Origin of the sequence: Albimonas pacifica, assembly GCF_900113695.1 — a bacterium.
Classification (GTDB): Bacteria; Pseudomonadota; Alphaproteobacteria; order Rhodobacterales; family Rhodobacteraceae; genus Albimonas; species Albimonas pacifica.
On sequence record NZ_FOQH01000001.1, the window covers coordinates 232843 to 259725 of the forward strand.

The 26883-nt window shown below is 73.4% G+C and carries 18 protein-coding genes; 16 read left to right on the forward strand and 2 right to left on the reverse strand.

The features are described 5' to 3' along the window. Positions 1-17 precede the first annotated feature (17 nt). On the forward strand, positions 18-1424 hold the full coding sequence (locus BM064_RS00900) for an aminotransferase-like domain-containing protein (protein ID WP_092856918.1): 1407 nt from the start codon (positions 18-20) through the stop codon (positions 1422-1424). A gap of 81 nt (positions 1425-1505) precedes the next feature. Then, entirely contained in the window at positions 1506-2084 is a 579-nt protein-coding gene (locus BM064_RS00905) for a TetR/AcrR family transcriptional regulator (protein ID WP_092856920.1), read from the forward strand. On the opposite strand, the gene BM064_RS00910 is transcribed toward BM064_RS00905, so the two are convergent. Further along, complete coding sequence (locus tag BM064_RS00910; protein ID WP_092856922.1) at positions 2057-3004, reverse strand: AEC family transporter; 948 nt, start codon at positions 3002-3004, stop codon at positions 2057-2059. The genes BM064_RS00905 and BM064_RS00910 overlap by 28 nt on opposite strands. Positions 3005-3107: 103 nt before the next feature. Here BM064_RS00910 and BM064_RS00915 point away from each other — a divergent pair, with 103 nt between their 5' ends. The 3 genes from BM064_RS00915 to BM064_RS00925 all read left to right on the forward strand — a co-directional run bounded on the left by BM064_RS00915 (position 3108) and on the right by BM064_RS00925 (position 12392). Next, positions 3108-3989, forward strand: coding sequence for a LysR family transcriptional regulator (locus BM064_RS00915; protein ID WP_092856924.1), 882 nt, complete (start codon positions 3108-3110; stop codon positions 3987-3989). A gap of 129 nt (positions 3990-4118) precedes the next feature. Further along, entirely contained in the window at positions 4119-4826 is a 708-nt protein-coding gene (locus BM064_RS00920; protein WP_092856926.1) for an SDR family oxidoreductase, read from the forward strand. Positions 4827-5318: 492 nt separating this feature from the next. Continuing rightward, a complete protein-coding gene (locus tag BM064_RS00925) occupies positions 5319-12392 on the forward strand; it encodes an autotransporter outer membrane beta-barrel domain-containing protein (protein WP_092856928.1) in 7074 nt (2357 codons plus the stop codon). A gap of 127 nt (positions 12393-12519) precedes the next feature. On the opposite strand, the gene BM064_RS00930 is transcribed toward BM064_RS00925, so the two are convergent. Beyond that, positions 12520-13488: a LysR family transcriptional regulator gene (locus BM064_RS00930; RefSeq protein ID WP_092856930.1), complete on the reverse strand. Its 969-nt coding sequence runs from the start codon at positions 13486-13488 to the stop codon at positions 12520-12522. Positions 13489-13652: 164 nt separating this feature from the next. On the opposite strand from BM064_RS00930, the gene chvE reads away from it, so the two are divergent. The 11 genes from chvE (at position 13653) to BM064_RS00985 (ending at position 26811) form a co-directional block, all read left to right on the forward strand. Beyond that, positions 13653-14717, forward strand: coding sequence for a multiple monosaccharide ABC transporter substrate-binding protein (chvE, locus tag BM064_RS00935; protein ID WP_092856932.1), 1065 nt, complete (start codon positions 13653-13655; stop codon positions 14715-14717). Between the two features lie 115 nt (positions 14718-14832). Continuing rightward, positions 14833-16365 carry a multiple monosaccharide ABC transporter ATP-binding protein gene (gene mmsA / locus BM064_RS00940; protein WP_092856934.1) on the forward strand — a complete coding sequence of 511 codons (1533 nt, stop codon included), beginning with the start codon at positions 14833-14835 and terminating at the stop codon, positions 16363-16365. Beyond that, a complete protein-coding gene (gene mmsB, locus BM064_RS00945; protein ID WP_092856936.1) occupies positions 16362-17606 on the forward strand; it encodes a multiple monosaccharide ABC transporter permease in 1245 nt (414 codons plus the stop codon). The genes mmsA and mmsB overlap by 4 nt, the downstream gene beginning before the upstream one ends. A 2-nt stretch (positions 17607-17608) precedes the next feature. Next, positions 17609-18601 (forward strand): AraD1 family protein, encoded by a 993-nt coding sequence (gene araD1, locus BM064_RS00950; RefSeq protein WP_092856938.1) that lies wholly within the window; start codon positions 17609-17611, stop codon positions 18599-18601. An 11-nt stretch (positions 18602-18612) separates the two neighbouring features. Then, entirely contained in the window at positions 18613-20352 is a 1740-nt protein-coding gene (gene araD, locus BM064_RS00955) for an L-arabinonate dehydratase (RefSeq protein ID WP_092856940.1), read from the forward strand. Then, complete coding sequence (locus BM064_RS00960; protein WP_425426134.1) at positions 20339-21292, forward strand: Gfo/Idh/MocA family protein; 954 nt, start codon at positions 20339-20341, stop codon at positions 21290-21292. Before araD ends, BM064_RS00960 begins: the two co-directional genes overlap by 14 nt. Before the next feature lie 144 nt (positions 21293-21436). Continuing rightward, positions 21437-22384: a galactofuranose ABC transporter, galactofuranose-binding protein YtfQ gene (gene ytfQ / locus BM064_RS00965; RefSeq protein ID WP_092856944.1), complete on the forward strand. Its 948-nt coding sequence runs from the start codon at positions 21437-21439 to the stop codon at positions 22382-22384. A 71-nt stretch (positions 22385-22455) separates the two neighbouring features. Further along, positions 22456-23973 carry a sugar ABC transporter ATP-binding protein gene (locus tag BM064_RS00970; RefSeq protein WP_092856946.1) on the forward strand — a complete coding sequence of 506 codons (1518 nt, stop codon included), beginning with the start codon at positions 22456-22458 and terminating at the stop codon, positions 23971-23973. After that, positions 23973-25007 (forward strand): ABC transporter permease, encoded by a 1035-nt coding sequence (locus tag BM064_RS00975; protein WP_092856948.1) that lies wholly within the window; start codon positions 23973-23975, stop codon positions 25005-25007. The genes BM064_RS00970 and BM064_RS00975 overlap by 1 nt, the downstream gene beginning before the upstream one ends. Continuing rightward, the gene (gene yjfF, locus BM064_RS00980; RefSeq protein ID WP_092856950.1) at positions 25004-25972 is read left to right on the forward strand and encodes a galactofuranose ABC transporter, permease protein YjfF; all 969 of its coding nucleotides are present in this window, start codon (positions 25004-25006) and stop codon (positions 25970-25972) included. The genes BM064_RS00975 and yjfF overlap by 4 nt, the downstream gene beginning before the upstream one ends. Next, positions 25969-26811, forward strand: coding sequence for an SMP-30/gluconolactonase/LRE family protein (locus BM064_RS00985; RefSeq protein WP_092856952.1), 843 nt, complete (start codon positions 25969-25971; stop codon positions 26809-26811). The genes yjfF and BM064_RS00985 overlap by 4 nt, the downstream gene beginning before the upstream one ends. The last annotated feature ends 72 nt before the right edge of the window (positions 26812-26883 follow it).

A 26883-nucleotide genomic window follows, 5' to 3' on the forward strand; every position in this document is an offset into this window, starting at 1 on the left:
AGCCAGGAGCGGTACAGATGGCGACCTCGCCCCTCTCTCGAACCGACGGCCGGACCCTCGTCGAGCAGGTGATGGAGCGGCTGCGCGGCCGCATCGCCGGGCGGCAGGCGGCGCCGGGGGCGCGGCTGCCCTCGATCCGGGGGCTGGCTGCGCAGCTCGGCGTCTCGCGCTCGACGGTGGTCGAGGCTTACGACCGGCTGGTGGCCGAGGGCGTCGTGCAGCCGCGTCGCGGCTCGGGCTTCTACGTGGCCGCGCATCCGCCGCCCTTCGCGCTCGGCGACGGCGGCCCGCCGCTGGCGCGCGAGATCGACCCCCTGCGCATCACCCGCCAGGCGCTCGACGGCCGCCACGTGCGGGCCAACCCGGGCTGCGGCTGGCTGCCGGCGAGCTGGATGCCCCAGGCCGAGATCCGGCGCGCCCTGCGCAGCCTCGCGCGGTCGGGGGAGGCGGCGCTGACCGACTACGCCACCCCGCTGGGCCTGCCGGAGCTCCGCGGCCTGCTGGCCGTGCGCCTCGCCGACGCCGGGGTCGAAGCGCATCCCGACCAGATCATGCTGACCGAGAGCGGCGCCCAGGCGCTGGACCTCGCCTGCCGCCTGCTGCTCGAGCCGGGGGACCGGGTGCTGGTGGACGATCCGTGCTACTTCAACTTCCTGGCCCTGTTCCGCGCCCACCGGGTCGAGGCGATCGGCGTGCCGCGCGGCCCCTCCGGCCCGGACCTCGAGGCCTTCGAGGCGGCGTTGGCGGCGCATCGCCCGCGGCTCTACGTGACCAATTCCGGCCCGCACAACCCGACCGGCGGCGGGCTCTCGCCCGTCGTGTGCCACCGCCTGCTGCGGCTGGCCGAGGCGCATGACCTGCTGATCCTCGAGGACGACGTCTTCGCCGATTTCGAGGAACGGCCGAGCCCGCGCCTCGCGGCCTTCGCGGGGCTGGAGCGGGTGATCCAGATCGGCAGCTTCTCGAAGACGCTGTCGGCCTCGATCCGCTGCGGCTACGTCGCGGCCCGGCCGGACTGGATCGAGGCGCTGGTGGACCTGAAGCTCGCCACCTCCTTCGGCGGCGGGGCGATGTCGGCGGCAGTGGTGCTGCACCTGCTGAAGGAAGGCGCCTACCGGCGGCACGTGCAGGGGATGCGCACCCGGCTCGCGGCCGCGGCCAGCGCGGTCGCGCCGCGCCTCGCGGCGCTGGGGATCGCGCCCGAGCAGGCGCCCGAGCAGGGCCTGTTCCTGTGGCGCCGCCTGCCCGAGGGGGTGGACGGCGCCGCCCTCTCCCGCGCGGCCTGGGAGGAGGGCGTGGTCCTCGCCCCCGGCGACGCCTTCAGCCTGTCGCGCGCCTGCGGGCGCTTCATGCGCTTCAACGTGGCCCAGATGCAGGAACCGGAGGTGTTCGAGATCCTCGGCCGCCTCCTGGCGCGGGCCTGAGCCTTCCTTGGGGGGCGCGATGGCGCCCGCCTCGCTTTTCATGATAGGCGTCATGACCGGGGTCTGGGCAAGGAGACGGCGATGCGGGTGAGCCGGGATCAGGTGGCGAAGAACCGGGCGGCGATCCTTCGGGCGGCCGGGCGGCTGTTCCGCGAGCGAGGCTGCGACGCGGTCTCGGTGGCCGAGGTGATGAAGGCCGCGGGCCTGACCCACGGCGGCTTCTACGGCCATTTCCGCAACAAGGACGACCTGGTCGCCCAGGCCCTGGCCGCCGCCTTCGAGGAGCTGGGGCCCGGTCCCGCGGACCCGGCCGAGAGCGCGGCGCTCTATCTCTCCGACAGCCACCGCGCCGACGTCGCCGGGGGCTGCCCGATCGCGGCGCTGGCGAGCGAGGCCGCGCGCCTGCCCGGCCCGGCGCGCGCCGAGATGACCCGCGCGATGCGCGGGCGGATCGAGCGCATGGCGCAGACCGCGCCCGGCGCCGATGAGCAGGCGCGCCGGCAGGCGGCGGCGGCGCAATGGGCTTCGATGGTCGGGGCGCTGGTCCTGGCCCGGCTGAGCGACGACCCGGCGCTGTCGGACGAGATCCTGGAGGCGGCGCGCGCCCGTTTCGGGCCCGCGGGACCGGCGCCTCAGGGCGTGCCGGCGAAGGCGAGGTAGGCCGAGAGGGTCACGACCGAAAGCGCGGTGGTCGAGAGCACCACGCTGCCGGTCAGGCGCGCCTCGCGGCCGTAGAACTCGGCCAGCATGAAGGGGCCGGTGCCGGTGGGCAGCGCCGCCAGCAGCACCGCCACATGCACCAGCGGCGCGGGCAGGCCCATCAGCGGCCCCGCGATCGCCCAGGTCGCCGCGGGGTGCACCACCAGCTTCATCAGCGCCAGCCGCCCCGCGGTCCCCGGCCGCGCCTCGCCGCCCTTCTCGGCCGCGTCGCCGGCCAGGAACAGCCCCAGCGCGATCAGCGCGCAGGGCGAGGCCGCGCCGCCGAGCAGGTCGAGGAACCGCTCGACCGGCGCCGGCGGATGGAAGCCGGTGGCGAGCGCCGCCGCGCCCAGCGCGGGCGCGATCAGCAGCGGGTTGCGCACCAGCGACTTCAGGGTCCGCCAGGCGACCTCGTGCGGGCGCGCCCGGGCCTGGAGGCTGCATTCGATGAGGACGATCGCCACGGCGAAGAGCCCGCTGACCGTCAGGATCGTGGCCACCAGCGTCGGGCCCATGCCGGTCTCGCCGACCACGGCGAGGATCAGGGGGAAGCCCATGAAGCCGGTGTTGGCGTAGCTCGCGTTCAGCCCGTCGATGGCGGCGTCGGCCAGCCCGCGGCCCTCGCCCATGCGCATGGCGATGGTCAGGGCGAAGACCACGCCGCAGCCGGCCGCGAAGGCGACGATGAAGTCCGGCCGCCAGATCTGGTCGAGGCTCGCCCCCGCCATGATGTCGAACAGCAGCGCCGGCAGGGCCAGGTAGACCACCAGCCGGTTCACCTCGCGCGTGGCCGCGGGCCCCAGCGCGCCTTTGCGGCGGGCGATCCACCCCACGAGGATCAGGGAGAATATCGGCGCCACGACGAGCAGGTTGGAGATCATCGCGGCGACGCCTCGTGCAGGTGGATCGCCGACGGTGTTGCCACAGCGGACCGATATGCTCCAATGCTGGTTAAGGTCGATATCAATGCACGGAGCGCATCGAATGGACACGCGCCAGATGGCCTGGTTCGTCGCCCTGGGCGAGACCCTGCACTTCGGCCGCGCCGCGGAGCGGGTGCACATGAGCCAGCCCGCCTTCAGCCGCCGCATCGCCGAGCTGGAGCGCGACCTGGGCGCGCGCCTGGTCGAGCGGGATTCGCGCAACGTCTCCCTGACCCCCGCCGGCGCCCGCTTCCTGTTCGACGCGCGCGAGGTGCTGGCCCGCTTCGAGGCCGCCTGCCGGGACGCGCGCCTGGTGGCGCTGGGCGAGAAGGGGGAGCTGCGCCTGGGCTTCATGATGCACGCCGCCCACCGGCTGGTGCCCCGGCTCGCCGGTCTCTACGCCGAGCGTCGCCCCGCCGTGCGCCTGATCCTGGAGGAGACGACCCCCGCCGAGATCGAGGTCCGCATGCGCCGGGGCGAGCTCGACGCGGCGGTGACCTTCCTCGGCCGTCCGGACCCCGCGCTGGAAGCGCTGCCGCTGCTGCGCGACCGCCTGCGGCTGGCGGCGCCCGAGGGCCACCCCCTCGCCGGGCGCGAGCGCATCCGGCCCGCGGACCTGGCGGGCGAGGCGCTGATCGCCGCCCCCGCCTCCACCGCCGCCCCCCTGCGCGAGGCCATCGAGGGCTGGTGCGCCGGCCTCTCCACGCCGCCCCGCTTCGCCTACGAGCCGCGGCTGCAGCAGACGATCCTGCGGCTGGTCGCGGCGGGGCTGGGGGTGGCGCTGGTGCCGGGCTCGATCTGCGACGACCGGATCCCGGGCGTGGCCTCGGTCGCGCTCGAGGCGGCCCCGCAGCTCGACGTCGTGCTGCTGGTCGCCCGCGCAGGCGCCAACCCCGCCGTCGCGCCGCTGGTCGAGCTGGCCGCAGACTTCCGCGGCGGCTGAGGCGTTCCGGGGCGCCGGGCGGGGCTTGACTTCAATCATGACGACCATCATCTAAATTCATACATGATGCTCGTCATCATTGGCTCGTCCGGCCCTCGCCGGGCGGATGCACGAGCCGGAGGACGTCGGATGAAGGTCGAAGGATCGGTGGCCCTGGTGACGGGCGCGAACCGGGGGCTGGGGCTGGCCTTCGCCAGGGCTTTGCTCGCGCGCGGCGCGGCGAAGGTCTATGCGGGCGCCCGGGATCCGGGCTCGGTGACGCTTGCGGGCGTGGTCCCGCTGAAGCTCGACGTGACCTCGCAGGCGGAGGTCGCCGCGGCGGCCGAGCAGGCGAGGGACGTGACGCTTCTGGTCAACAACGCCGGCATCGCGATGACCGGGGCGTTCGCCGAGGCGGGCGCGATCGAGCGGATGCGCGCGCAGTTCGAGACCAACGCCGTCGGCACGCTGCGCACCGCGCTCGCCTTCGCGCCGGCGCTGGCGGCGAACGGCGGCGGCGGCATCGTCAACGTGCTGAGCATCGCCTCGTGGATCAACGGTCCGCTGCTGGCGACCTACGGCGTCTCGAAGGCGGCGGCCTGGTCGATCACCAACGGCCTGCGGCTGGAGCTCGCCGGGCAGGGCACGCAGGTGGTGGGGATGCACGCGGGCTTCATCGACACCGACCTGACCCAGGGCCTCGACCTGCCCAAGGTCACGCCGGAGTCGGTGGCCGAGGCGACCCTCGAGGCGCTGGAGCGCGGCGAGCTCGAGGTCCTCGCCGACGACCCCAGCCGGATGATCCGCGCGGGCCTGGGCGCCGAGCGGGGCGTCTACCTCGACCCGCCCGCCGTCTAGGCCGCCGCCGACCGGCGCCGCCCGACGGGGCGGCGCCCCATCGCCTGCGACACGGGCTTGCGCGGGAGGCCCGCGCGGACGGCCGCGGCGACCCTCGCCGCGTCGCCGCCTGACCCCTCGGGACTGTGGCCGGCGATGCAGGACGCCCGGGGTCCGGCGCTGCGCAGGGGCGGGCGCCTGAGCGCCTCGTCCGGGCGCCCGCGGACATGCCCGTGCAGGCTGCGTCGCGCGCGGGAACGGCCTGCGCCAATGCAACCGGAGCGCGAGAACATATTCAGGAAATTGAGGCGATTATCGACGTTTGTTCCGAGCAGTTATGGCTCGAAACCAAATACATGATGACTTGATGGCTGACGCATGGTCTTCTGCCGGCGGATTCGCGGAGTCGGGGGGCTTTCGGATCTGGTCGCCGCGGTCTTCGGACGGCAGCGCGACCGGGTTTTGAACGGGGCAGGCGCAGGCGTCGCGCCCCGACTGCAGGGGAACTGATTCATGTCGATCTCCCACCGCCACGCCGCGCCGCGGCGGCCGTTCCGTTGCGCGTTGATGGCCACCACCTCCGCGCTCGCCGTCCTGCCCCTTTCGCAGCTCCGCGCCGACCAGATCCTCGCCTGCAGCGCGGGCTACGCGGAGACCTGCACGCTCGAGACCGGCGACACCGGCGCCGCGTTCGTCGGCTCGATCAACGACGACGGCTTCCTCTCCTATATCGAGAACGACGTCGAGATCACCGCCACGGCCGGCTCGCAGCCGATCGTGATCGACGTCAAGGCCACGGGGGCGAACGGGTCGACCAGCGGCAACGACGGCAACCAGGATGCCCGCGGCATCGACGGGGGCGAGTTCATCGTCACCAACCGCGGGTCGCTGACCCTGACGGGGGGCGGCTCGGGCGGGACCGGGCGGCTGTCGGTGGTCGACATGAGCGCGACCGGCGGCGACGGCGCGACGCCCGATTCCAACGGCAACGACGGCGGGCGCGGCGGCGACGGCGGCACCCTGACCACCTTCAACTACGGCTCGATCCTCGTGCGCTCGGACGCGCCGGGCGCGAACACGAGCGAGGTCTTCGGCATCCGCATGACCAGCCGGGGCGGCCAGGGCGCGGACATGAACGGCGGCGCCGGCGACCAGAAGGGCGGCAACGGCGGCGACGCCAAGGAGCTCTCGGTCACCAACAACGCGGACGGGCTGATCCGACTGGGCGACTCGTCCTCGAGCCTGCTCGCGGTTCCCAACGGCGCGCGGGCGATCACGCTGTTCGCGGCCGGCGGCGACGGCGGCTCGGAGAACGGGGCCGGCGGCGCCGGCGGCACGATCAACGTCTTCAACGACGGCGCCATCGAGATGTATCTCGACACCCGCGGCGCGGTCTCCGATCCGCAGACCTCGATCGCCGGCATCTTCGCCCATTCGCAGGGCGGCACCGGCCAGTCCTCCGAGGACAACTCCGATCCCGGCGGGCGCGGCGAGGAGGGGCGGCCGATCTGGCTGCAGAATTCCGGCTCGATCATGATCTACGCGCCGTATCTCGGCTCGACCTTCAAGGAGGGATCGGGGTCGGCGGCGATGTTCGCGTTCTCGGAGGGCGGCGACGGCGGCGCATCGCCCGACAAGAACGTCGGCGGCGCGGGCGCGGCGGCGGCGGTGAACGCCGACGGCTCCAACGGCCAGATCCACCTGCAGAACGACACCGGCACGATCTCGACCTTCGGCTACGGCGTCATGGGCATGGTGGCGCTGGCGCGGGGCGGCGACGGCGGCGACGGGAACGGCGCGAGCAGCTCGCGCGGCGGCGCGGGCGGGCGCGGCGGCGACATCCTGATCGAGATGGGCGCGAACACCTCGCTCGGCACCAACGGGGGCGAGGCCTACGGCCTGGTCGCCCAGTCGGTCGGCGGCGTCGGCGGCGGCGACGCCGACGTCGCGGGCGACGGCGGCGCGGGCGGCGACATCACCGTGACGGCGGCCCAGGGCTCGTCGATCACCACGCAGGGCGCGTTCTCCGGCGCGGTGGTCCTGCATTCGCTGGGCGGCGGCGGCGGGGTCGGCGCGGACTTCACCAACGTGCTCTTCGGCTCGGGCGGCGACGGCGGCAACGGCGCCGACGCGGGCAAGGTCGAGATCACCTCGCAGGGCTCGATCAGCACCCTGGGCGACCATTCCTACGGCCTGCTGGGCCAGTCCATCGGCGGCGGCGGCGGCGCGGGCGGCATCGGCGCGGGCCTGGTGCTGGGGCTCGGCGGCGACGGCGGCGAGGGCGGCCTGGGGGCGGCGGTCACCGTGCAGCACTCCGGCTCGGTCACCACCGCGGGCTACGGGTCGAACGGCATCGTGGCGCAGTCGATCTCGGGCGGCGGCGGCGCGGCCGGCGTGTCGGGGGGCACGCTGTCCATCGGCGGGCAGGGCGGCGCCTCCGGCGTCGACGCCGGCAGCCTCTCGGGCCCGGCCAACGTGAACACCGCCGGCGACGTGACCACCAGGGGCGACGCCTCGATCGGCGTGCTGGCGCAGTCGGTCGGCGGCGGCGGCGGCTCGGGCGCGGGCGCGCTCGGCATCGCCGCGGTGGGCGGCAGCGGCGGGGCCGCGAGCGGCGGCGGCCTTGCGAGCATCTTCGCGGTCGCCGGCACGACCGAGACCTCGGGCGCCTTCTCCCACGGGCTGGTCGCCCAGTCGATCGGCGGCGGCGGCGGGACGGGCGGCGACGCCATCGACCTCTCGGTCGGGCTCGGCCTGGGCGTCGGCGGCTCCGGCGGGGCGGCGGGGGACGCCTTCAGCGCCTGCATCTCCACCGACTACGACGGGTGCACGGTCTCGGGCATCGACGCCGACGACGCTGACGGCGCCCCCTCGGACGCGGGCGTCACCTCGGTGATCACCCGGGGCGACCATGCCATCGGCGTGCTGGTGCAGTCGATCGGCGGCGGCGGCGGCGCGGGCGGCACGGCCTCGGGCGGGGGGGTGCTGGACCTCGCCACCCTCCAGCTCGGCGGGACCGGCCAGTCCGGCGGCGCCGGCTGGGTCGCCGAGGCGCTGTGGCACGGCGCCTACATCGACACCTACGGCCAGAACGCGCCGGGGATGGTGGTGCAGTCGGTCGGCGGCGGCGGCGGCGCCGGCGGCTCCAGCCTCGGCGTGGGCGCCGAGGACGTGGTCGACCTCCAGATCGGCGGCGGCGGCGGCGCGGGCGGCAATTCGCGCGACGTCCTGCTCTCGATGCAGGGCGGCCAGATCCGGACCCGGGGGGCCAGCTCGCCCGCCGCGGTCGTGCAGGGCGTCGGCGGCGGCGGCGGGACCGGCGGTTCGGCCCACGGGATGACCGCGGACGCGGGCTTCGGCTTCACCGTCTCGGTCGGCGGCTCGGGCGGCAGCGGCGGCAACGCGGTGGGCGGCGACGACGGGACCTTCGCCCGGCTGTCGGGCGGGGCGACGCTTCTCACCGGCCTGACCGACGAGGGCGCCCCCGACTACGACGCGACCGACTCGGTCGCCCTGCTGGTGCAGGCGATCGGCGGGGGCGGCGGGCTCGGCGGCTCCTCGGTTGCGGACGCGCTGGTGCTGGCGGTGCCCGTCGACCCCGAGGACCCGACCGCCACGGTCGGGCTCGCGGTCACCACCGCGGTGGGCGGCTCGGGCGGCTCGGGCGGCGCCGGCGGCGTCGCGGACGTCGAGATCTCCGACGACTCGATGCTGGCCACCGGCGGCGACGGCAGCCACGGGATCCTGGCGCAATCCATCGGCGGCGGCGGCGGCGCGGGCGGCGCCAGCCAGGCGATGAGCGCCACCATCGGCTACGGCGAGAGCGCCTCGCTCGACCTCGCGGCCTCCGTCGGGGGCTCCGGCGGGAGCGGCGGGCGCGGGGGCGACGTGACGCTGACCCTGTCCGACACCGCCTCGGTGCAGACCTTCGGCGCCAACGCCAACGCGGTGATGCTGCAGTCGATCGGCGGCGGCGGCGGCGACGGGGGCGTGGGCTCGGCCGCCAATGGGACCAAGGGCGGCGGCTTCGCGGCCAACGTCGACATCGGCGTCGGCGGCACGGGCGGAACCGGCGGCGTCGGCGGCGAGGTCCAGCTCACCGCCGCCTCCGGGACCACGATCTCGACCGCGGGCCCGGGGTCGCGCGCGATCGTCGCGCAATCCGTCGGCGGCGGCGGCGGGACCAGCCAGGGCGGAACCATCGGCGTCGGCCTCAGCTTCAGCACCGCCGGCGAGGAAGGCGGCGAGGGCGAGAGCGAGGGCGGCGAGTATTCCGGCCAGGTCTCCGTCGGCATCGGCGCCTCGGGCGGCTCCGGCGCGACCGGGGCGCTCGCGACCCTCGACATCTCCAGCGACATCGACACCATGGGCGACGACGCCGACGGGATCGTGACCCAGTCCATCGGCGGCGGCGGGGGCCTTGGCGGCTCGGCCGCCAACGATCCGGGCGGCGAGGAGGACGACGAGGGCGTCGACGACGAGACCACCTCCTACGACCTGGCGCTCGAGGTCGGCGGGCGCGGCGGCTCCGGCGGGGTCGGCGGGCGCGCGCAGCTGACCTTCGGGGGCTCGGTCGCCACCCGGGGCGACTGGGCCGAGGCGGCGGTGGTGCAGTCCATCGGCGGCGGCGGCGGCGCCGGCGGGACGGCGACGGCCGAGGGCTCGCAGGCCACGGCCAACCTCACGCTGGGCGTGGGGGGAACCGGCGGGACCGGCGGCGACGGCGGCACGGCGGTGTTCTACGGCAACGCCAGCGGCGCGACGCTCTCCACCCTGGGCTACGGCGCCCATGCGCTGGTGGTGCAGTCGATCGGCGGCGGCGGCGGCCTGGGCGCCGACGGCTCCGACAAGGCGGCGGGCACGCTGACCGTGGGCGGCGCCGACGGCGGCGCCGGCGGGGCCGCGGGCGACGGCGGCACGCTGATCTTCGACGACCAGAACCACGCCCTGACCTTCTCGACCCGGGGCGACGACGCCTACGGCGTGCTGCTGCAGTCGATCGGCGGCGGCGGCGGCCTGGGCGGCGCCGGCAACTCGGAGGCGTCGGAGGACGACGACTCCCACCAGCTGCAGGTCACCGTCGGCGGCCGCGGCGGGGCCTCGGGCGACGGGGCGAACTATTCCATCTCGCTGAAGCAGTCCACGATCATGACCGGCGGAGACCGGGCCTTCGGCCTGGTCGCCCAGTCGATCGGCGGCGGCGGCGGCGTGGGCGGCGCCGCCGACACCGGCTCGCTGGCCTCGGTCACCGTCGGCGGCGCCGGAGGCGCGTCGGGCCACGGCGGGGCGGTGTCCGTCGACTTCGACGTCGAAGCCCAGGTCGCCACTTCCGCCCAGGTCGCCACGTCCGGCGACGGCGCCCACGGCGTGATCCTGCAGTCGATCGGCGGCGGCGGCGGCATCGGCGGCGACGCCTCGGGTCCCAACTTCCAGTTCCGCGGCATCCCCGGGCGCGAGGCCGCGGACGGCGAGGGCGGCGACGTGACCTTCCAGATGTACGGCGGCGCGATCCGCACCACGGGAACCCGCGCCCACGGCCTGATCGCGCAGTCGATCTCCGGCGGCGGCGGCATCGAGGGCGGGCCCCAGGGCGTCAGCTACGGCTCCCAGGCCGGGGACGCGCCGACGGCGGCGACGACGGGCGACGTCACGCTCGACATCGGCGGCACGATCCAGGCCTCGGGCGAGAACGCCATCGGCGTGCTGGCCCAGACCGACGGCGCGACCACGCTGGGCACGGTGACCGTCGACGTCGCCGGCCTGGTGCAGGGCGGCACCGACAGCAGCGCCGCCGGGATCATGGTGATCGACGGCCGCAACCCGGTGGTGACCATCGAGTCCACCGGCACGGTCTCGCTCAGCGGGACGCGCAACGGCTACGCGCTGCGCTACCTCGCCGACGGGACCAGGGACGACGACGGCGCCTACATCCACGCCTACGTCTACGGCCTGCTCGAGGGCGACATCCGCTTCGAGAACGCCGATGGCGTCGGCGGCGCGGCCGGATCGCTGCGCGTCGAGGACGGCGGCAGCTGGACCGGGGTCGACCGCTCCTACGGCGACGTCGTCAACGCGGGCACGGTCGACCTGGTGGCCGAGCCGGGCGTGTTCTCGGGCGGGGGCGGCGCGCCGGGGGGCGGGCCGCGGCTGACCGACGGCACGCCTCCGGCGCCGCCCCGCTCGGGCATCGGCCCGGTGCGGCTGACCGGCGACTTCACGCAGACCCGGGAGGGCACGCTGCGGGTGACGGGCGACTTCGACCGGACGCGGATGGACCTGCTGCGGATCGACGGGACGGCGCGGCTGGGCGGCGAGCTGCTGATCGAGCCGGTCTCGATCTCGCCCGGCGCCCAGGTGCGGGTGATCGCCGCCGACGGCGGCCTGCGCGGGCGGTTCGACGAGGTCACCGGAGTGCTCTTCGACTTCGCCCAGCGGCGCGAGGGCGGGGAACTCGCCATCGAGGTCGTGGACAGCGACTTCGCCGACGCCTCGTTCGGCCTCGACGGGCAGCAGGCCCGTGCGGCGCGCTACCTCGACCAGGTGTTCGACGCGGGCGGCGGCGGCTTCGGCGAGTTCTTCGCCGGGCAGGAGCGGCTGGCCCGCCTCGACACCGCCGCCTACGCGCAGTCCCTTTCGATCTTCGCGCCGGGGGCGACGCTCGCCCCCGCCGCGGCCAACTTCGACCGGGCGCGCACCCGGCTCGACGCGGCGCGTAGCTGCGACGCGCCAAGCGCGGCGGACGGCGGCGGGGTGATGCTGGGCGATGACCGCTGCGTGCGGATGCTGGGCGCGCTCGAGCGGCGCGAGCAGGACGGCGACGCCTCGGGCGCCTTCGGCTACGACGGCTCGGTCTGGACCACCGGCCTCGCCGGTCAGGCCATGGTCGCGCCGGGCTGGGGCGTGGGCGTCGCGGTCGGCTACGAGGGCGCCGACTATTCCGGCGACACCGGAACCTCGGCCGAGGGCGGGACCGGGTTCCTGGCGCTCGCCGCGCGGCACGAGGTCGGGGCCTGGGGCTTCTCGGCGGCGGTCGGCGGAAGCTGGGGCTCGTTCGACGTGAAGCGGCGGCTCGCCGGCGCCACGGCGAGCGCGGAGACCGACATCTGGAGCCTCGAGGGCCGCCTGCACGCCGACTGGACGATGCCGCTGCCCCATGGCTGGCTGCGGCCGTCGCTGGACCTCGACGTGGTGCACTCCGCCGCCGGCGGCTACACCGAGACGGGGGCCGGGGCGCTGAACCTCGCGCTGTCGTCGAGCAGCGAGACCGCGGCGATGATCACCCCGGCGCTGGAGGTCGGCGGCGAGACGCCGCTGACCGAGGCCTCGACCCTGCGGGCCTGGGTGCGGGTGGGGGCGACGCTGTCCACGCTCGACGGCTACGGGGCGGACGGCCGCCTGGCCTCGGCCAACCCGGCGCTGGGCTCGTTCGAGACGGTGGTGGCGGTGCCCGAGGCGACGGCGCGGCTGAGCGCCGGCCTCGCGGTCGTCACGACGGACGAGATGTCGGTCGAGGCGATCTACGACGGCGCCTTCGCCGACGGCTACAGCTCCCACGGCGGCGCGGTGCGCCTGACCCTGCGCTTCTGAGCCAGGCGCGTCGAAAGACCCGACCGCCCCCGTCCGGCCCAGGCCGGGCGGGGGCGGTCCGCATTCGGGGGGGCCGCCCCGCCCCCTGCGCCGCGCCGCGGCGCGTGCGCCCCGGGCGACGGCGGCGCTAGAGGGGCGGAAGCTGCCGCTCGATCAGGCCCAGCACCCGGGCGGCGGGCGGGGAGGCGGTCTCGCCGGCCCGCCGGATCAGCGAGAACGGGGTCACCGCCATCTCGTCGGCGATGCTCAGCAGGTGGATGCCGCCGCCCGGGCCCCCGGCGCCGGCGTAGAACGTCGCCACCGCCCGCGACAGCGGCGCGATGGCGTTGGTGTTGGAGATCAGCGCCAGCGTCAGCAGCACCGAGGAGGTGCCCAGGATCCGGCGGGGCAGGGGGTTGCCGGTCTCGAGCAGATAGCTCTCGACCGTGCGCCGCTGCAGGCCGCCGGGCGGCTGCATCACCCAGTCGAAGGCGAGGCAGTCGGTCAGCAGCACCGGGTCGCGGCGGGTCAGCGGATGCTCCCGGCGCACCACCAGGCTGACCGGCTCCGGCCCGATCGGGCGCATCGAGACGGCGCGCGCGTCCACCTCCTCGGGCAGGCGGCCGATGTAGAAGTCGAGCTCCAGCTTCAGGAGCTGGTCGGCGAGCTTGTCGGAGGTGTCGACCTGCACCGCGATCTCGATCTCGGGGTAGGTCACCCGCAGCTCGCGGATCACCGGCACCACGATCTCCAGCGCCGGGCCGGTCACCGCCCCGATGCGCACCAGGCCGCGGGCGCCGCGGGTCATCTCCTGGATCTCGACATGCCCCTGGTCGAGCTGGCGCAGCACGATGGCGGCGCGGGCGGCCAGCAGGCGGCCCGCGTCGGTCAGCGTCACGCCGCGGGCGTGGCGGTCGTAGAGCTTCGCCTCCACCATCCGCTCCAGCTCGGCCAGCAGGCGGGAGGCGGCGGGCTGGGTGATCGCGACCTGCGCCGCCGCCGCCGAGATCCGCCCCGTCTCGGCGAGCGCGGCCAGCAGGCGGAGCTGGGGCAGGCGCAGGCCGCGGCGCAGCAGCTCGTCGCGGCGGGAGGGGTCCTCGGGCAGGCGGTCGGGCATCGGACATATCCGTTTCGGTATATCTTCGGGCGGAAGACTGATTTGTCCCGCATGTCTGCGCAAGCGTAGCTTTCCCCTCGCCGGGCGCGACCCGGCCCATACGAAGGCGCGCGAGGACGGCTGGGAGGCCTTGGGTCCCCCGCGCGCCGAGAGGGAGGACACCGATGACCCCGATCACGCGCCTGCTCGCGACGAGCGCGCTCGTCGCCATGACCGCTCTGCCCGCGCTTGCGCAGGACAAGGGCTATGTCGGCATCGCCATGCCCACGAAATCCTCCGCGCGGTGGATCTCGGACGGCGACAACATGGTGAAGAAGTTCCAGGAGGCCGGCTACGAGACGGACCTCCAGTACGCCGAGGACGACATCCCCAATCAGCTCGCCCAGATCGAGAACATGATCACCAAGGGCGTCGACGTGCTGGTGATCGCGGCGATCGACGGCACCACGCTGACCTCGGCGCTGGCCAACGCCGATGCGGCGGGGATCGAGGTGGTGGCCTACGACCGCCTGATCCGCGACAGCGCCAACGTCGACTACTACGCCACCTTCGACAACTTCCAGGTGGGCGTGCAGCAGGCCAACACGCTGGTCGAGGGGCTGAAGGCCCGCTTCCCGGACGTGAAGCCGTGGAACGTCGAGCTCTTCGGCGGCTCGCCCGACGACAACAACGCGTATTTCTTCTACAACGGCGCGATGTCGGTGCTGCAGCCGATGATCGACGCGGGCGAGGTCGCGATCCCCTCGGGCCAGATGGGCATGGACACCGTCGGCACCCTGCGCTGGGACGGCGCGGTGGCCCAGGCGCGGATGGATAACCTGCTGTCGGCCAACTACACCGGCCAGGCGATCCACGGGGTGCTGTCGCCCTACGACGGGCTCTCGATCGGGATCATCAGCTCGCTCTCGGGCGTGGGCTACGGGACCGGCGACATGGCGATGCCCATCGTCACCGGCCAGGACGCCGAGGTGCCCTCGGTCAAGGCGATCCTGCGCGGCGACCAGTATTCGACCATCTTCAAGGACACCCGCGCGCTCGCCGAGGTGACGGTGGGCATGGTCGACGCGCTGCTCGCCGGCGGCGAGCCCGAGATCAACGACACCGAGACCTACGACAACGGGGTCAAGGTCGTGCCCTCCTACCTGCTGGAGCCGGTCCCCGTGACCGAAGCCAACTGGGAGGAGGTCCTGATCGGCAGCGGCTACTACAGCCGCGACCAGATCGAGTGAGCCCGCCCGCCCCGCCGCCTGCGGCGGCGGGTCCTCCGCTCCTCCAGACGGGGGCGGGCTCGACTGCCTCGCCGGACGCTCCTCCCCGGCGAGGCCCTTTCTTGCGGGGGCCGAGATGGCCGCGATCCTTGAAATGCAGGCGATCACCAAAGAATTCCCCGGCGTCAAGGCGCTGGACGGAGTGACCCTGGCGGTCGAGGAAGGCGAGATCCACGCCCTCGTCGGCGAGAACGGGGCGGGCAAGTCGACCCTGATGAAGGTGCTCTCGGGCGTCTATCCGCACGGCTCCTATTCCGGCCGGATCCTGTTCGACGGGCAGGAGAAGCGCTTCCAGGCCATCGCCGACAGCGAGCGCGAGGGCATCGTCATCATCCACCAGGAGCTGGCGCTGGTGCCGCTGCTGTCGGTGGGCGAGAACATCTTCCTGGGCAACGAGCGCGCCCGCCGCGGCGTGATCGACTGGCGCGAGACCAACGCGCGGGCCGCCGAGCTGCTGGCCCAGGTGGGCCTGCGCGAGCACCCCGAGACCAAGGTCGACGACCTGGGCCTCGGCAAGCAGCAGCTGGTGGAGATCGCGAAGGCCCTGTCGAAGAACGTGCGGCTGCTGATCCTCGACGAGCCGACCTCCTCGCTCAACGAGCAGGACAGCGACAAGCTGCTGGAACTGCTGGCGGAATTCCGCAGGCGGGGCGTCACCTCGATCCTGATCTCCCACAAGCTCAACGAAATCAGCCGGGTGGCGGACACCGTCACGGTGCTGCGCGACGGGGCGGCGGTGGCGCGGCTCGACTGCGCGGACGGGATCTCGGAGGACGAGATCATCCGGCACATGGTCGGACGCGGGCTCGAGGACCGCTACCCGCCCCGCTCGCCGCGCATCGGCGAGGTGGCGATGGAGGTCCGCGACTGGACCGTGCGCCACCCCCTCCACCCCGAGCGCAAGGCCGTCGACCGCGTCGGCTTCCACGTCCGCCGGGGAGAGGTGCTGGGCATCGCCGGCCTGATGGGCGCCGGGCGCACCGAACTCGCCATGAGCCTCTTCGGCCGCTCCTGGGGGCGGGACGCGACGGGCGAGGTGCTGATCGACGGGGCGCCCGCCGACACCTCCACCGTCGCCCGCGCGATCCGCGCCGGCCTCGCCTACGTGACCGAGGACCGCAAGACCTACGGCCTGGTGCTCGACGAGAGCATCCGGCGCAACGTGCCGCTGGCGAAGCTCGACAGCATCGCCGACGGCTGGCGCGTGGATCCGGCGCGCGAGGCGGCGCTGGCCGAGCGCTATCGCGCCCGGCTGAACATCAAGTCCGCCTCGATCGAGCAGGAATGCGTGAACCTCTCGGGCGGCAACCAGCAGAAGGTGGTGCTGTCCAAGTGGCTGCACGCCGACCCCGAGATCCTGATCCTGGACGAGCCGACCCGCGGCATCGACGTGGGCGCGAAGTTCGAGATCTACTGCGTGATCCGCGACCTCGCCGCCGCCGGCAAGGCGGTGGTGGTGATCTCCTCCGAACTGCCGGAGCTGCTGGGGATCACCGACCGCCTGCACGTGATGAACGAGGGCCGCTTCGTGGCCGAGATGCCCACCGCCGAGGCGAGCCAGGAGCGGATCATGGCCGCCATCGTCAAATCCTCCCGGGAGGCCGCATGACCGAGACCACAGCCCCGGGCGCGGAGCCCTCCCGCGCCGAGCGCACGCGCGCCGACGGCCAGCCGGCCGAGAGCCAGCTGGGGGGCTCGCTGCGCTATCTGCGCCGGCACCTGCGCGAGTTCGGGATCCTGTTCGCGCTGATCGTGATCATGGCCTTCTTCCAGGTCGCGACCGACGGCATCCTGCTCAAGCCCGTGAACCTGACCAACCTGGTCCTGCAGAACAGCTACATCGTGATCATGGCCATCGGCATGCTGCTGGTGATCGTGTGCGGGCACATCGACCTCTCGGTCGGCTCGGTGCTGGGCTTCATCGGGGCGCTGGCCGCGGTGATGATCGTGCAGTGGGAGATCCCGTTCCTGCTCGCGGGCCTCTTGTGCCTGATCGCAGGGGCGCTGATCGGGGCGGCGCAGGGCTACTGGGTCGCCTATTTCGGCATCCCCTCCTTCATCGTGACGCTGGCGGGGATGCTGGTGTTCAAGGGCCTGACCCTTTGGGCGCTGGCCGGCCAGTCGGTGGGTCCGTTCCCCGAGGCGTTCCGCCTGATCTCCTCGGGCTTCGTGCCGGACCTGCTGGGGGGGGAGGAGCTGAACCTCTTCTCGCTGCTGCTGGTGGTCGCCGTCGCGGCGGCGGTGCTGGCGATCGCCGTCCGCACGCGCCGCCGCCAGGTCGCGGCCGGAGCGGCGGACGAGCCGCTGGCATTCTTCGTCGCCAAGAACCTGCTGATCTTCGCGGCGCTCGTCTGGATGGGCTGGCTGATGGCCGATTTCCGCGGGCTGCCCAACGTCTTCATCGTGATGGCCCTGCTGATCGCGATCTATTCCTTTGTCACCTCGCGCACCACGGTCGGGCGACGGATCTACGCCATCGGCGGCAACGCCAAGGCGGCGACCCTCTCGGGCATCAACGCCAAGCGCCTGACCTTCCTGACCTTCGCCAACATGGGGATGCTGGCGGCGCTGGCCGGCGTGGTCTTCGCCGCGCGCCTGAACACCGCCACGCCCAAGGCGGGGCTGGGCTTCGAGCTCGACGTCATCGCCGCGGTCTTCATCGGCGGCGCCTCGATGTCGGGGGGCGTGGGCACGGTGATCGGCGCGGTGGTCGGCGCCTTCATCATGGGCGTGATGAACAACGGCATGTCGATCCTGGGGATCGGCATCGACTGGCAACAGGTCATCAAGGGGCTGGTGCTGCTGGCCGCGGTGATCTTCGACGTGATGAACAAGAAGAAGGGGGCCTGAGCATGCTTCTCTCCCAGATCCGAGGCGCGGACGGCGCCCTGCAGGTCGTCGCCCGCGAAGGGACCGAGGCGTTCGAGCTGAAGTCCGCGGCCAGCCTGCGCGACCTCGCGCTCGACTGCATCGCGCGGGGCGAGAGCCTCACCGACCGGGTCGCCTCCATCGGCCTCGGCGCCGCCGTCGACCTCGAGCGGATCTATGCCGAGGGCCGCCTGCTGCCCCCGATCCTGCACCCCGACCCCGCCCACCTGCACGTCACCGGCACCGGGCTGACGCACCTGGGCAGCGCCGCCACGCGGGATTCGATGCACGCCGACGCGAAGGAGGAGCTGACGGACTCGATGAAGATGTTCCGGCTGGGCATCGAGGGGGGCAAGCCCGCCAACGGCCATGCCGGCGTGCAGCCCGAGTGGTTCTACAAGGGCCAGGGCCACGCGCTGGTCGCGCCGGGGGAGCCGCTGGTCTCCCCCGCCTTCGCCGAGGACGGGGGCGAGGAGCCGGAGATCGCCGGCATCTACGTGATCGGCCCCGACGGCGCGCCGTTCCGCCTGGGCTTCGCGCTGGCCAACGAGTTCTCCGACCACGTGATGGAGCGGCGCAACTACCTCTACCTCGCCCATTCCAAGCTGCGCCCCGCCGCCATCGGGCCGGAGCTGCGGGTGGGTCCGCTGCCGGACTCCGTCGAAGGCGTCAGCCGGGTGCGGCGCGGGAACGAGGTGGTGTTCGAGCAGCCGTTCCTGTCGGGCGAGGCGAACATGTCCCACTCGATCGCCAACCTCGAGCACCATCACTTCAAGTACGAGGTGTTCCGCCAGCCCGGCGACGTGCACGTGCACATGTTCGGCACCTCGACGCTGAGCTTCGCGGCCGGCGTCGTCCCCCGCGACGGCGACGTCTTCGAGATCGAGGCGGCGTCCTTCGGCCTGCCGCTCCGCAATCCCCTGCGCGTCTCGCCCCCGGTCTCGCCCGAGCCGCGGTTCGCCGTGCGCGCGCTCTGAAGGACCTGCCCATGAGCTTCACGCCCGCGCCCTGGCCCCGAAAGCTCCGCAGCCAGGAATGGTATGGCGGGGACAGCCGGGACCACATCTACCACCGCTCCTGGATGAAGAACCAGGGACTGCCGGCGGACCTGTTCGACGGCCGTCCCGTGATCGGCATCTGCAACACCTGGTCGGAGCTGACGCCCTGCAACGCCCACCTGCGCGACCTCGCGCAGCGGGTGAAGAACGGGATCTACGAGGCCGGCGGCCTGCCGCTGGAGTTCCCGGTGTTCTCGCCCGGCGAAAGCTCGCTGCGGCCCTCGGCGATGATGTACCGCAACCTCGCGGCCATGGACGTCGAGGAGGCGCTGCGCGCCAACCCGCTCGACGGCGTGGTGCTGATGGTCGGTTGCGACAAGACCACGCCGGCGCTGCTGATGGGCGCGGCCTCGGTCGACATCCCCGCCATCGCCGTCACCGGCGGGCCGATGCTGAACGGCTGGTTCCGGGGCGAGCGCGTCGGCTCGGGCACCGCGCTCTGGCAGATGTCGGAGGCGATCAAGGCCGGCGAGATGTCCCGCGAGGATTTCCTCGAGGCCGAGCAGGCGATGAGCCGCTCTCCCGGCTCGTGCAACACCATGGGCACGGCGTCGACGATGGCGAGCATGGCCGAGGCGCTGGGCATGGCGCTGTCGGGCAACGCCGCGATCCCGGCGGTGGACAGCCGCCGCCGCGTGATGGCGCAGATGACCGGCCGGCGCATCGTGCAGATGGTCAAGGACGACCTGAAGCCCTCCGACGTCCTCACCCGCGCGGCCTTCGAGAACGCGATCCGCTGCAACGGCGCCATCGGCGGCTCGACCAACGCCGTGATCCACCTGCTGGCGCTGGCGGGGCGCGCGGGCGTGGACCTGACGCTCGACGACTGGGACCGGCTGGGGCGCGAGATCCCCACCATCGTGAACCTGATGCCGTCGGGCAAATACCTGATGGAGGAGTTCTTCTATGCCGGCGGTCTGCCCGTGGTGCTCAAGCGCCTGGGCGAGGCGGGGCTCCTGAACCGCGACGCGCTCACCGTCTCGGGCGAGACGGCGTGGGAGCAGGTGAAGGACGCCCGCAACTGGAACGAGGACGTGATCCTGCCGGTGGAGAAGGCGCTCGCCCGCTCCGGCGGCATCGCGGTGCTGAAGGGCAACCTCGCGCCCAACGGGGCGGTTCTGAAGCCCTCGGCCGCCAGCCCGCATCTGATGAAGCACCGCGGCCGGGCGGTCGTCTTCGAGGACATCGACCACTACAAGGCGCGCATCGCGGACGAGGACCTCGACATCGACGAGAGCTGCGTGATGGTCCTGAAGAATTGCGGGCCCAAGGGCTATCCCGGCATGGCCGAGGTCGGCAACATGGGCCTGCCGCCCAAGGTTCTTCGCAAGGGGATCAAGGACATGATCCGCATTTCGGACGCGCGCATGTCCGGCACCGCCTACGGCACGGTGATCCTGCACACGACGCCCGAGGCGGCGGTGGGCGGCCCGCTGGCCGCCGTGCGCGACGGCGACATGATCGAGGTCGACGTCGAGGCCCGGCGCCTGCATCTCGACGTCTCCGACGAGGAGCTCGCGCAGCGCCTGCTCGCCTGGGCCCCCGCCTGTCCGCCGCAGAGCGGCTACGCCCGCCTTTTCCACTCCCATGTCGAGGGGGCGGACACCGGGGCGGATTTCGACTTCCTCAAGGGCAAGCGCGGAAAGGCGGTCCCCCGTGACAGTCACTGAGGCCATGACCCGCGCCGACGCGATCGACCTCGCGCTGGTGGGGGTGGGCAAGATCGCCCGCGACCAGCACCTGCCGGCGATCGCGGCCGATGCGGGATTCCGGCTCGCCGCCACCGCCAGCCGGTCCGGGGGCGTCGAGGGGGTGGAGAACCACGCCGAGCTCGACGCCCTGCTGGCCGCCCGGCCCGACGTCGCCGCCGTCTCGCTCTGCCAGCCGCCGCAGGCGCGCTACGAGGCGGCGCGCGCGGCGCTGCTCGCCCGCCGCCACGTGATGCTGGAGAAGCCCCCCGGCCAGACGGTGGCCGAGGTGCAGGCGCTGGCCGACCTCGCCGCCGCGCAGGGGGTGACGCTCTTCGCGACCTGGCACTCGCGCCATGCAGCAGGCGTCGCGCCGGCGCGGGACTGGCTCGCCTCCCGCCCTGCCCGGCGGGTGCGGATCACCTGGCAGGAGGACGTGCGCGAGTGGCACCCGGGCCAGACCTGGATCTGGCAGGCAGGGGGGCTGGGGGTGTTCGATCCGGGGATCAACGCGCTCTCGATCCTCACCGCGATCCTGCCGGGGCCGGTGCGCCTGACCGCCGCCGACCTGCACGTGCCCACCAACTGCGAAACGCCCATCGCCTGCGATCTCGTCTTCGCCGGCGCGGAGGGGCTTTCGGTCGAGGCGCGCTTCGACTTCCGCTGGGAGGGGCCGCCGCGCTGGGACATCGAGGTGGAGACCGACGCCGGCCTCCTGCGCCTCGCGAAGGGCGGGGCTGCGCTGGAGCTCGACGGGGCGCCGCAGCGGCTGGAGGACCCGGGCGAGTACCCCGACCTCTACCGCCGCTTCGGCGAGCTGATCGCCGCGGGCGCCTCGGACGTGGACCTCGCGCCCCTGGTGCTGGTCGCCGACGCCTTCCTTCTGGGCCGCCGCCTGCCGGCCGAGCCGTTCCACGAGTGAAGGAAGCGAAGACGCAGGGGGCGCCTCGGCGGCCCCCGCCCCATCCCCCCTCGGGGGAGCCCGCGCGGCAGGGAGGCCGCGCCACGACCAACCGACCCATCGGGCGCCGATAACGCCCGGGATTTCATTAGGGAGGACACCGACATGCTCAAGACCCTGCTGGCCACCGCGGCCATCCTCGCCGTCCCCGCCATGGCGGCGGCGCAGACCGTGGGCTTCGCCCAGATCGGATCGGAATCCGGCTGGCGCGCGGCCGAGACCACCCTGACCCGGCAGCAGGCCGAGGAACGGGGCATCGACCTGCGCTTCTCCGACGCCCAGCAGCGGCAGGAGAACCAGATCGCCGCCATCCGCAGCTTCATCGCCCAGGGGGTCGACGCGATCCTGCTCGCCCCGGTCGTCGCCACCGGCTGGGACTCGGTGCTCGAGGAGGCGAAGGATGCCGAGATCCCCGTGGTCCTGCTCGACCGCCGGGTGGACAGCTCCGAGGACCTCTACCTGACCGCCGTCGGCTCGGATCTCGAGCACGAGGGCGAGGTCGCGGGCCAGTGGCTGGTCGACGAGGTGGCGGGCGAGGACTGCCGCGTGGTCGAGCTTCAGGGCACCACCGGCTCCAGCCCCGCGATCCTGCGCAAGTCGGGCTTCGAGAAGGCGATCGAGGGCCACGACAACATCGAGATCGTGCGCTCCCAGACCGGCGACTTCACCCGCTCGCGCGGCAAGCAGGTGATGGAGAGCTTCCTGCAGGCCGAGAACGGCGGCGCCGAGATCTGCGCGCTCTACGCCCACAACGACGACATGGCCGTCGGGGCGATCCAGGCGATCAAGGAGGCGGGGCTGAACCCGGGCGAGGACATCCTCGTCGTCTCCATCGACGCGGTGCCCGACATCTTCAAGGCCATGGCCGAGGGCGACGCCAACGCGACCGTCGAGCTGACGCCGAACATGGCCGGCCCCGCCTTCGATGCGCTGGCGGCCTACTGGAAGGACGGGACCCAGCCCGCGAAGTTCATCCAGACCGAGTCGAAGCTCTACACCGCCGCCGACGACCCGATGGCGGAATACGAGGCCCGCAAGGACCTCGGCTACTGATCGGCGCGTGACCCGCGGCGCGGGCGGAGGCACGCTTCCGCCCGCGCCCGCCCATTCGGAGCCCGACCCCCGTGCTGCTGACGATCCGCAAGCTGACCAAGACCTTCCCCGGCGCGCGCGCGCTCGACGGCGTGGACTTCGACCTCGCCGCGGGGGAGATCCATGCCCTGCTGGGCGAGAACGGCGCCGGCAAGTCGACGCTGATCAAGTGCCTGACCGGCGCCTACGCCCGCGACGGCGGCGAGATCGTGCTCGACGGCCGGCCTATCGATCCGCGCTCGACGTCCCAGGCGCAGGATCTGGGGATCGGCACCGTCTACCAGGAGGTGAACCTGCTGCCGAACCTGACCGTGGCGCAGAACCTGCTGTTCGGGCGCGAGCCGACCCGCTGGGGCATGGTCGACGGGCGGGCGATGCGGGCGCAGGCGCGCGCGATGCTGGCGGGCTACGGGCTCGACATCGACGTGGGCCGGGATCTCGGCGACCAGTCGGTCGCGGTCCAGCAGATCGTGGCCATCGCGCGCGCCGTGGCGCTGTCGGGCAAGGTGCTGATCCTCGACGAGCCCACCGCCTCGCTCGACGCGCGGGAGGTGGAGATGCTGTTCGACGTGGTCCGCGGCCTGCGCGACCGGGGTCTGGGGATCGTCTTCGTCTCCCATTTCCTCGACCAGGTCTTCGCGCTGACCGACCGCGTCACCGTGCTGCGCAACGGCTGCAAGGTGACGACCGAGCGGACCGCCGACCTCGACCGCCTGCGCCTGATCGAGCACATGCTGGGCCGCGAGCTGGAGCAGGCGGTCGAGGCCGGCGCCCGCGCCCATGCGTCCGTCGACCGCCCCGAGCTGCTGCGCTTCGAAGGCTTCGGGCGCCGCGGCGCGGTGGAGCCCTTCGACCTGTCCGTCGGGCGGGGCGAGGTCGTGGGCCTCGCAGGTCTGCTGGGGTCGGGGCGCACCGAGACGGCGGAGCTGATGTTCGGCGTGCGCGCCGCTCATTCGGGCGAGGCGCGCGACGCCGAGGGGGCGATCCCCCTCGCCACCCCGCGCGAGGCCATCGCCGCCGGCTTCGGCTTCGCGCCCGAGGACCGCAAGACCGACGGCATCGTCGCCGACCTCTCGGTGCGCGAGAACATCGCGCTGGCGCTCCAGGCCCGCCGCGGCTGGGCCCGCCCGATCCCGCGGGAGGAGCAGAAGCGCCTCGCCGAGGACTACATCGCCCGCCTCGACATCCGCACCTCGGACGCCGAGAAGCCGGTGGGCCAGCTCTCGGGCGGGAACCAGCAGAAGGTGGTGCTGGCGCGGTGGCTGGCGATGAACCCGCGGTTCCTCATTCTGGACGAGCCCACGCGGGGCATCGACGTCGGCGCGCATGCCGAGATCCTGCGCCTGATCCACGAGGTGGTGGGGCAGGGCATGTCGATCCTGGTGATCTCGTCCGAGCTCGACGAGCTGGTGGCCGTCGCCGACCGGGTGATCGTGGTGCGCGACCGCCGCCACGTGGCCGAGCTGACCGGCGAGGGCATCTCGGGCGAGACCATCGTCGCGGCCATCGCCCAGGCGCACGAGCCCGGCCGGGAAGGGGAGGCCGCCTGATGCCCGCCGTCCTTCGTCGTCTCCTTCCCCAGATCCTGACGCTGGCGGCGCTGGCCGCGCTGGCGACGCTGGCCTTTCCGGGGTTCCTGAACGTCGAGCTGGTCGACGGCCGCCTGGTCGGCCCGGTGATCGACATCCTCAAGCGCGGCGCGCCGGTGGCGTTGCTGGCGGTCGGCATGACGCTGGTGATCGCGACGCGCGGCATCGACCTCTCGGTCGGCGCGGTGATGGCGATCTGCGGGGCGGTGGCGGCCTCGGCCGTCGCGGGGGGCATGGGGCTCGCGCCGGCGCTGGGGCTGGCGCTGCTGACCGGCCTCGTCGCGGGGCTGTGGAACGGGACGCTGGTGGCGGTGGCGGGCATCCAGCCCATCGTCGCCACCCTGATCCTGATGACCGCCGGGCGCGGCGTCGCGCAGCTGATCACCGAGGGGCGGATCCTGACCTTCTCCGATCCCGGCTTCGCCTTCCTGGGCGCGGGAGACCTCGCCGGCCTGCCGGTTCCGGCCTGGCTGTGGCTCGCGACCGGGCTCGGCGCGACGCTTTTGATGCGGCGCACCGCGCTGGGGCTGCTGGTCGAGGCGGTGGGCGTGAACCGCCGGGCCTCGGCGCTCGCGGGGGTCAACGCGCGGGTGCTGCTGATCGCGGTCTACATGGCCTCGGGCCTCTGCGCCGCGCTGGCGGGGCTGGTGGCGACGGCCGACATCCGCGGGGCGGACGCCAACAACGCGGGCCTGTGGCTCGAGCTCGACGCGATCCTCGCGGTGGTGATCGGGGGCGGCTCGCTGATGGGCGGGCGGTTCTCCATCGCCGCGTCCCTGCTGGGGGCGATGATCATCCAGACCATCGACACCGGCATCCTGCTGGCGGGCTTCCCGTCGGAGATGAACCTCGTCATCAAGGCCGCGCTGGTGGTGGCGATCCTGGTGATCCAGTCGCCGACCCTGGTCCGCGCCTGGCGCGCCCGACGGCTGCGCCTGCGCGAGGGGCCGCCCCCCGCCGCCTCCCTCCTGCCGGCGAAGGAGGCCGGACGATGAACCCGCGTCTCTACCCGCTGGCGGCGACCGTCGCGATCTTCCTCGTCGCCTGCTTTCTGTGCTGGCTGCAGTTCCCCTACATGCTGTCCACCCGGGTGGCGGGCAACCTGCTGACCGACAACGCCTACCTGGGCATCGTCGCGGTGGGGATGACGGTGGTGATCCTGTCGGGGGGGATCGACCTCTCGGTCGGCTCGGTGATCGCCTTCTCGGGCGTGTTCATCGCGGTCGTGCTGCGCGACACCTCGCTGCATCCGCTGCTGGTCTTCGCCCTGCTGCTGGCGATCACCACCGCCTTCGGGGCGGGGATGGGGGCGCTGATCCACCACCTCGCGATGCCGGCCTTCATCGTGACGCTGGCGGGCATGTTCCTCGCCCGCGGGGCGGGCTACATGCTGACCATCGAATCCGTGCCCATCCAGCATCCGTTCTACGACCTGATCCAGGACGCCTACTGGCTGATGCCGGGCAAGGGGCGCTTCACGCTGATCGGCGCGCTGATGCTGGCGAGCGTGCTGGCCGGCATGATCCTCGTCCACCGGACCCGCTTCGGCGCCTCGGTCTTCGCGCTGGGGGGCGGCGAGGCGACAGCCCGCCTGATGGGCGTGCGCGTGGCGCGCACCACCGTCGGCATCTACGCCTTTTCGGGCTTCATGGCGGGGCTCGCGGGGATCGTGTTCTCGGTCTACACCGGCTCGGGCTATCCGCTGGCGACGGTGGGGACCGAGCTGACCGCCATCGCCGCGGTGGTGATCGGCGGCACGCTGCTGACCGGGGGGGCGGGCTATGTCTTCGGCACCCTGGTCGGCGTGCTGACCATGGGCCTGATCCAGACCTACCTCGTCTTCGACGGGAGCCTCTCGAGCTGGTGGACCAAGATCGTCATCGGCGCGCTGCTGCTGCTGTTCATCCTGCTCCAGAAGGGGCTGCTGCGCCTCTCGTCCGGGCGGGGGGCGGCGGCGTGAGCGTCTTCTGCGACCGGGTCTGCCGCCTGGGCGAGGGGGCGCTGTGGCACCCGCTGCGCGGCCAGCTGTTCTGGTTCGACATCCTGGGCAAGCGCCTGATGACCCGCACCGGGGCGGGCCCGGCCGAGTGGCGCTTCCCCGAGCACGCCTCCGCCGCCGCCTGGATCGACCGCGACCACCTGCTGGTCGCGACCGAGACCGCGCTGCGCCGCTTCCACATCCCCACGGGCGAGCACGAGAAGCTGGTCGACCTCGAGGCCGGGAGCCCCGCCACCCGCTCCAACGACGGCCGGGCGGATCCCTTCGGCGGCTTCTGGATCGGCACCATGGGCAAGGCGGCGGAGGCGGGGGCGGGCGCGATCTACCGCTACCACCGCGGCGCGCTGGAGCGGCTGTTCCCCGCGATCACGATCCCCAACGCCATCTGCTTCGCGCCCGACGGGCGGCTCGCCTATTTCGCCGACACGGCGGAGCAGCGGATCCTGCAGGTCGCGCTCGACGCCGAGGGCTGGCCGGCCGGCGAGCCGGAGGTCTTCGCCGACCTGCGCCCCGAGGGCCTGTTTCCCGACGGCGCCGTGACCGACGCCGAGGGGGCGCTGTGGAACGCGCAATGGGGCGCCGGGCGCGTGGCCCGCTACCGTCCCGACGGCCGCTTCGACCGGGCGCTGGCGGTGGGCGGCCTGCACGCCTCCTGCCCCGCCTTCGGCGGCGAGGGGCTGCGGGACCTGTTCGTGACCACCGCCACCCAGGACCTCGCGGCCCCCGACGCCGCGCAGGGCCTCACCTACCGCCTGTCGCCGGGCGTCGCGGGACGCGCGGAGCCGCCGGCCGTCGCGTGACGGCCGCGCTGCCGAAGGCCGGCCGGCCGCCGGCGTGGGACGCAGGATCGGAGGCCGGGTCATGCCGGCCTG

Bases quoted from the DNA above. Each gene is read 5' to 3' on its own strand.
- BM064_RS00975 (WP_092856948.1), top strand. From the start codon at position 23,973: ATGCCCGCCGTCCTTCGTCGTCTCCTTCCCCAGATCCTGACGCTGGCG.
- mmsB (WP_092856936.1), top strand. From the start codon at position 16,362: ATGACCGAGACCACAGCCCCGGGCGCGGAGCCCTCCCGCGCCGAGCGC.
- araD (WP_092856940.1), top strand. From the start codon at position 18,613: ATGAGCTTCACGCCCGCGCCCTGGCCCCGAAAGCTCCGCAGCCAGGAA.
- ytfQ (WP_092856944.1), top strand. From the start codon at position 21,437: ATGCTCAAGACCCTGCTGGCCACCGCGGCCATCCTCGCCGTCCCCGCC.
- BM064_RS00910 (WP_092856922.1), bottom strand. From the start codon at position 3,004: ATGATCTCCAACCTGCTCGTCGTGGCGCCGATATTCTCCCTGATCCTC.
- chvE (WP_092856932.1), top strand. From the start codon at position 13,653: ATGACCCCGATCACGCGCCTGCTCGCGACGAGCGCGCTCGTCGCCATG.
- BM064_RS00925 (WP_092856928.1), top strand. From the start codon at position 5,319: ATGTCGATCTCCCACCGCCACGCCGCGCCGCGGCGGCCGTTCCGTTGC.
- BM064_RS00915 (WP_092856924.1), top strand. From the start codon at position 3,108: ATGGACACGCGCCAGATGGCCTGGTTCGTCGCCCTGGGCGAGACCCTG.
- mmsA (WP_092856934.1), top strand. From the start codon at position 14,833: ATGGCCGCGATCCTTGAAATGCAGGCGATCACCAAAGAATTCCCCGGC.
- BM064_RS00920 (WP_092856926.1), top strand. From the start codon at position 4,119: ATGAAGGTCGAAGGATCGGTGGCCCTGGTGACGGGCGCGAACCGGGGG.
- BM064_RS00900 (WP_092856918.1), top strand. From the start codon at position 18: ATGGCGACCTCGCCCCTCTCTCGAACCGACGGCCGGACCCTCGTCGAG.
- BM064_RS00930 (WP_092856930.1), bottom strand. From the start codon at position 13,488: ATGCCCGACCGCCTGCCCGAGGACCCCTCCCGCCGCGACGAGCTGCTG.
- araD1 (WP_092856938.1), top strand. From the start codon at position 17,609: ATGCTTCTCTCCCAGATCCGAGGCGCGGACGGCGCCCTGCAGGTCGTC.
- yjfF (WP_092856950.1), top strand. From the start codon at position 25,004: ATGAACCCGCGTCTCTACCCGCTGGCGGCGACCGTCGCGATCTTCCTC.
- BM064_RS00905 (WP_092856920.1), top strand. From the start codon at position 1,506: ATGCGGGTGAGCCGGGATCAGGTGGCGAAGAACCGGGCGGCGATCCTT.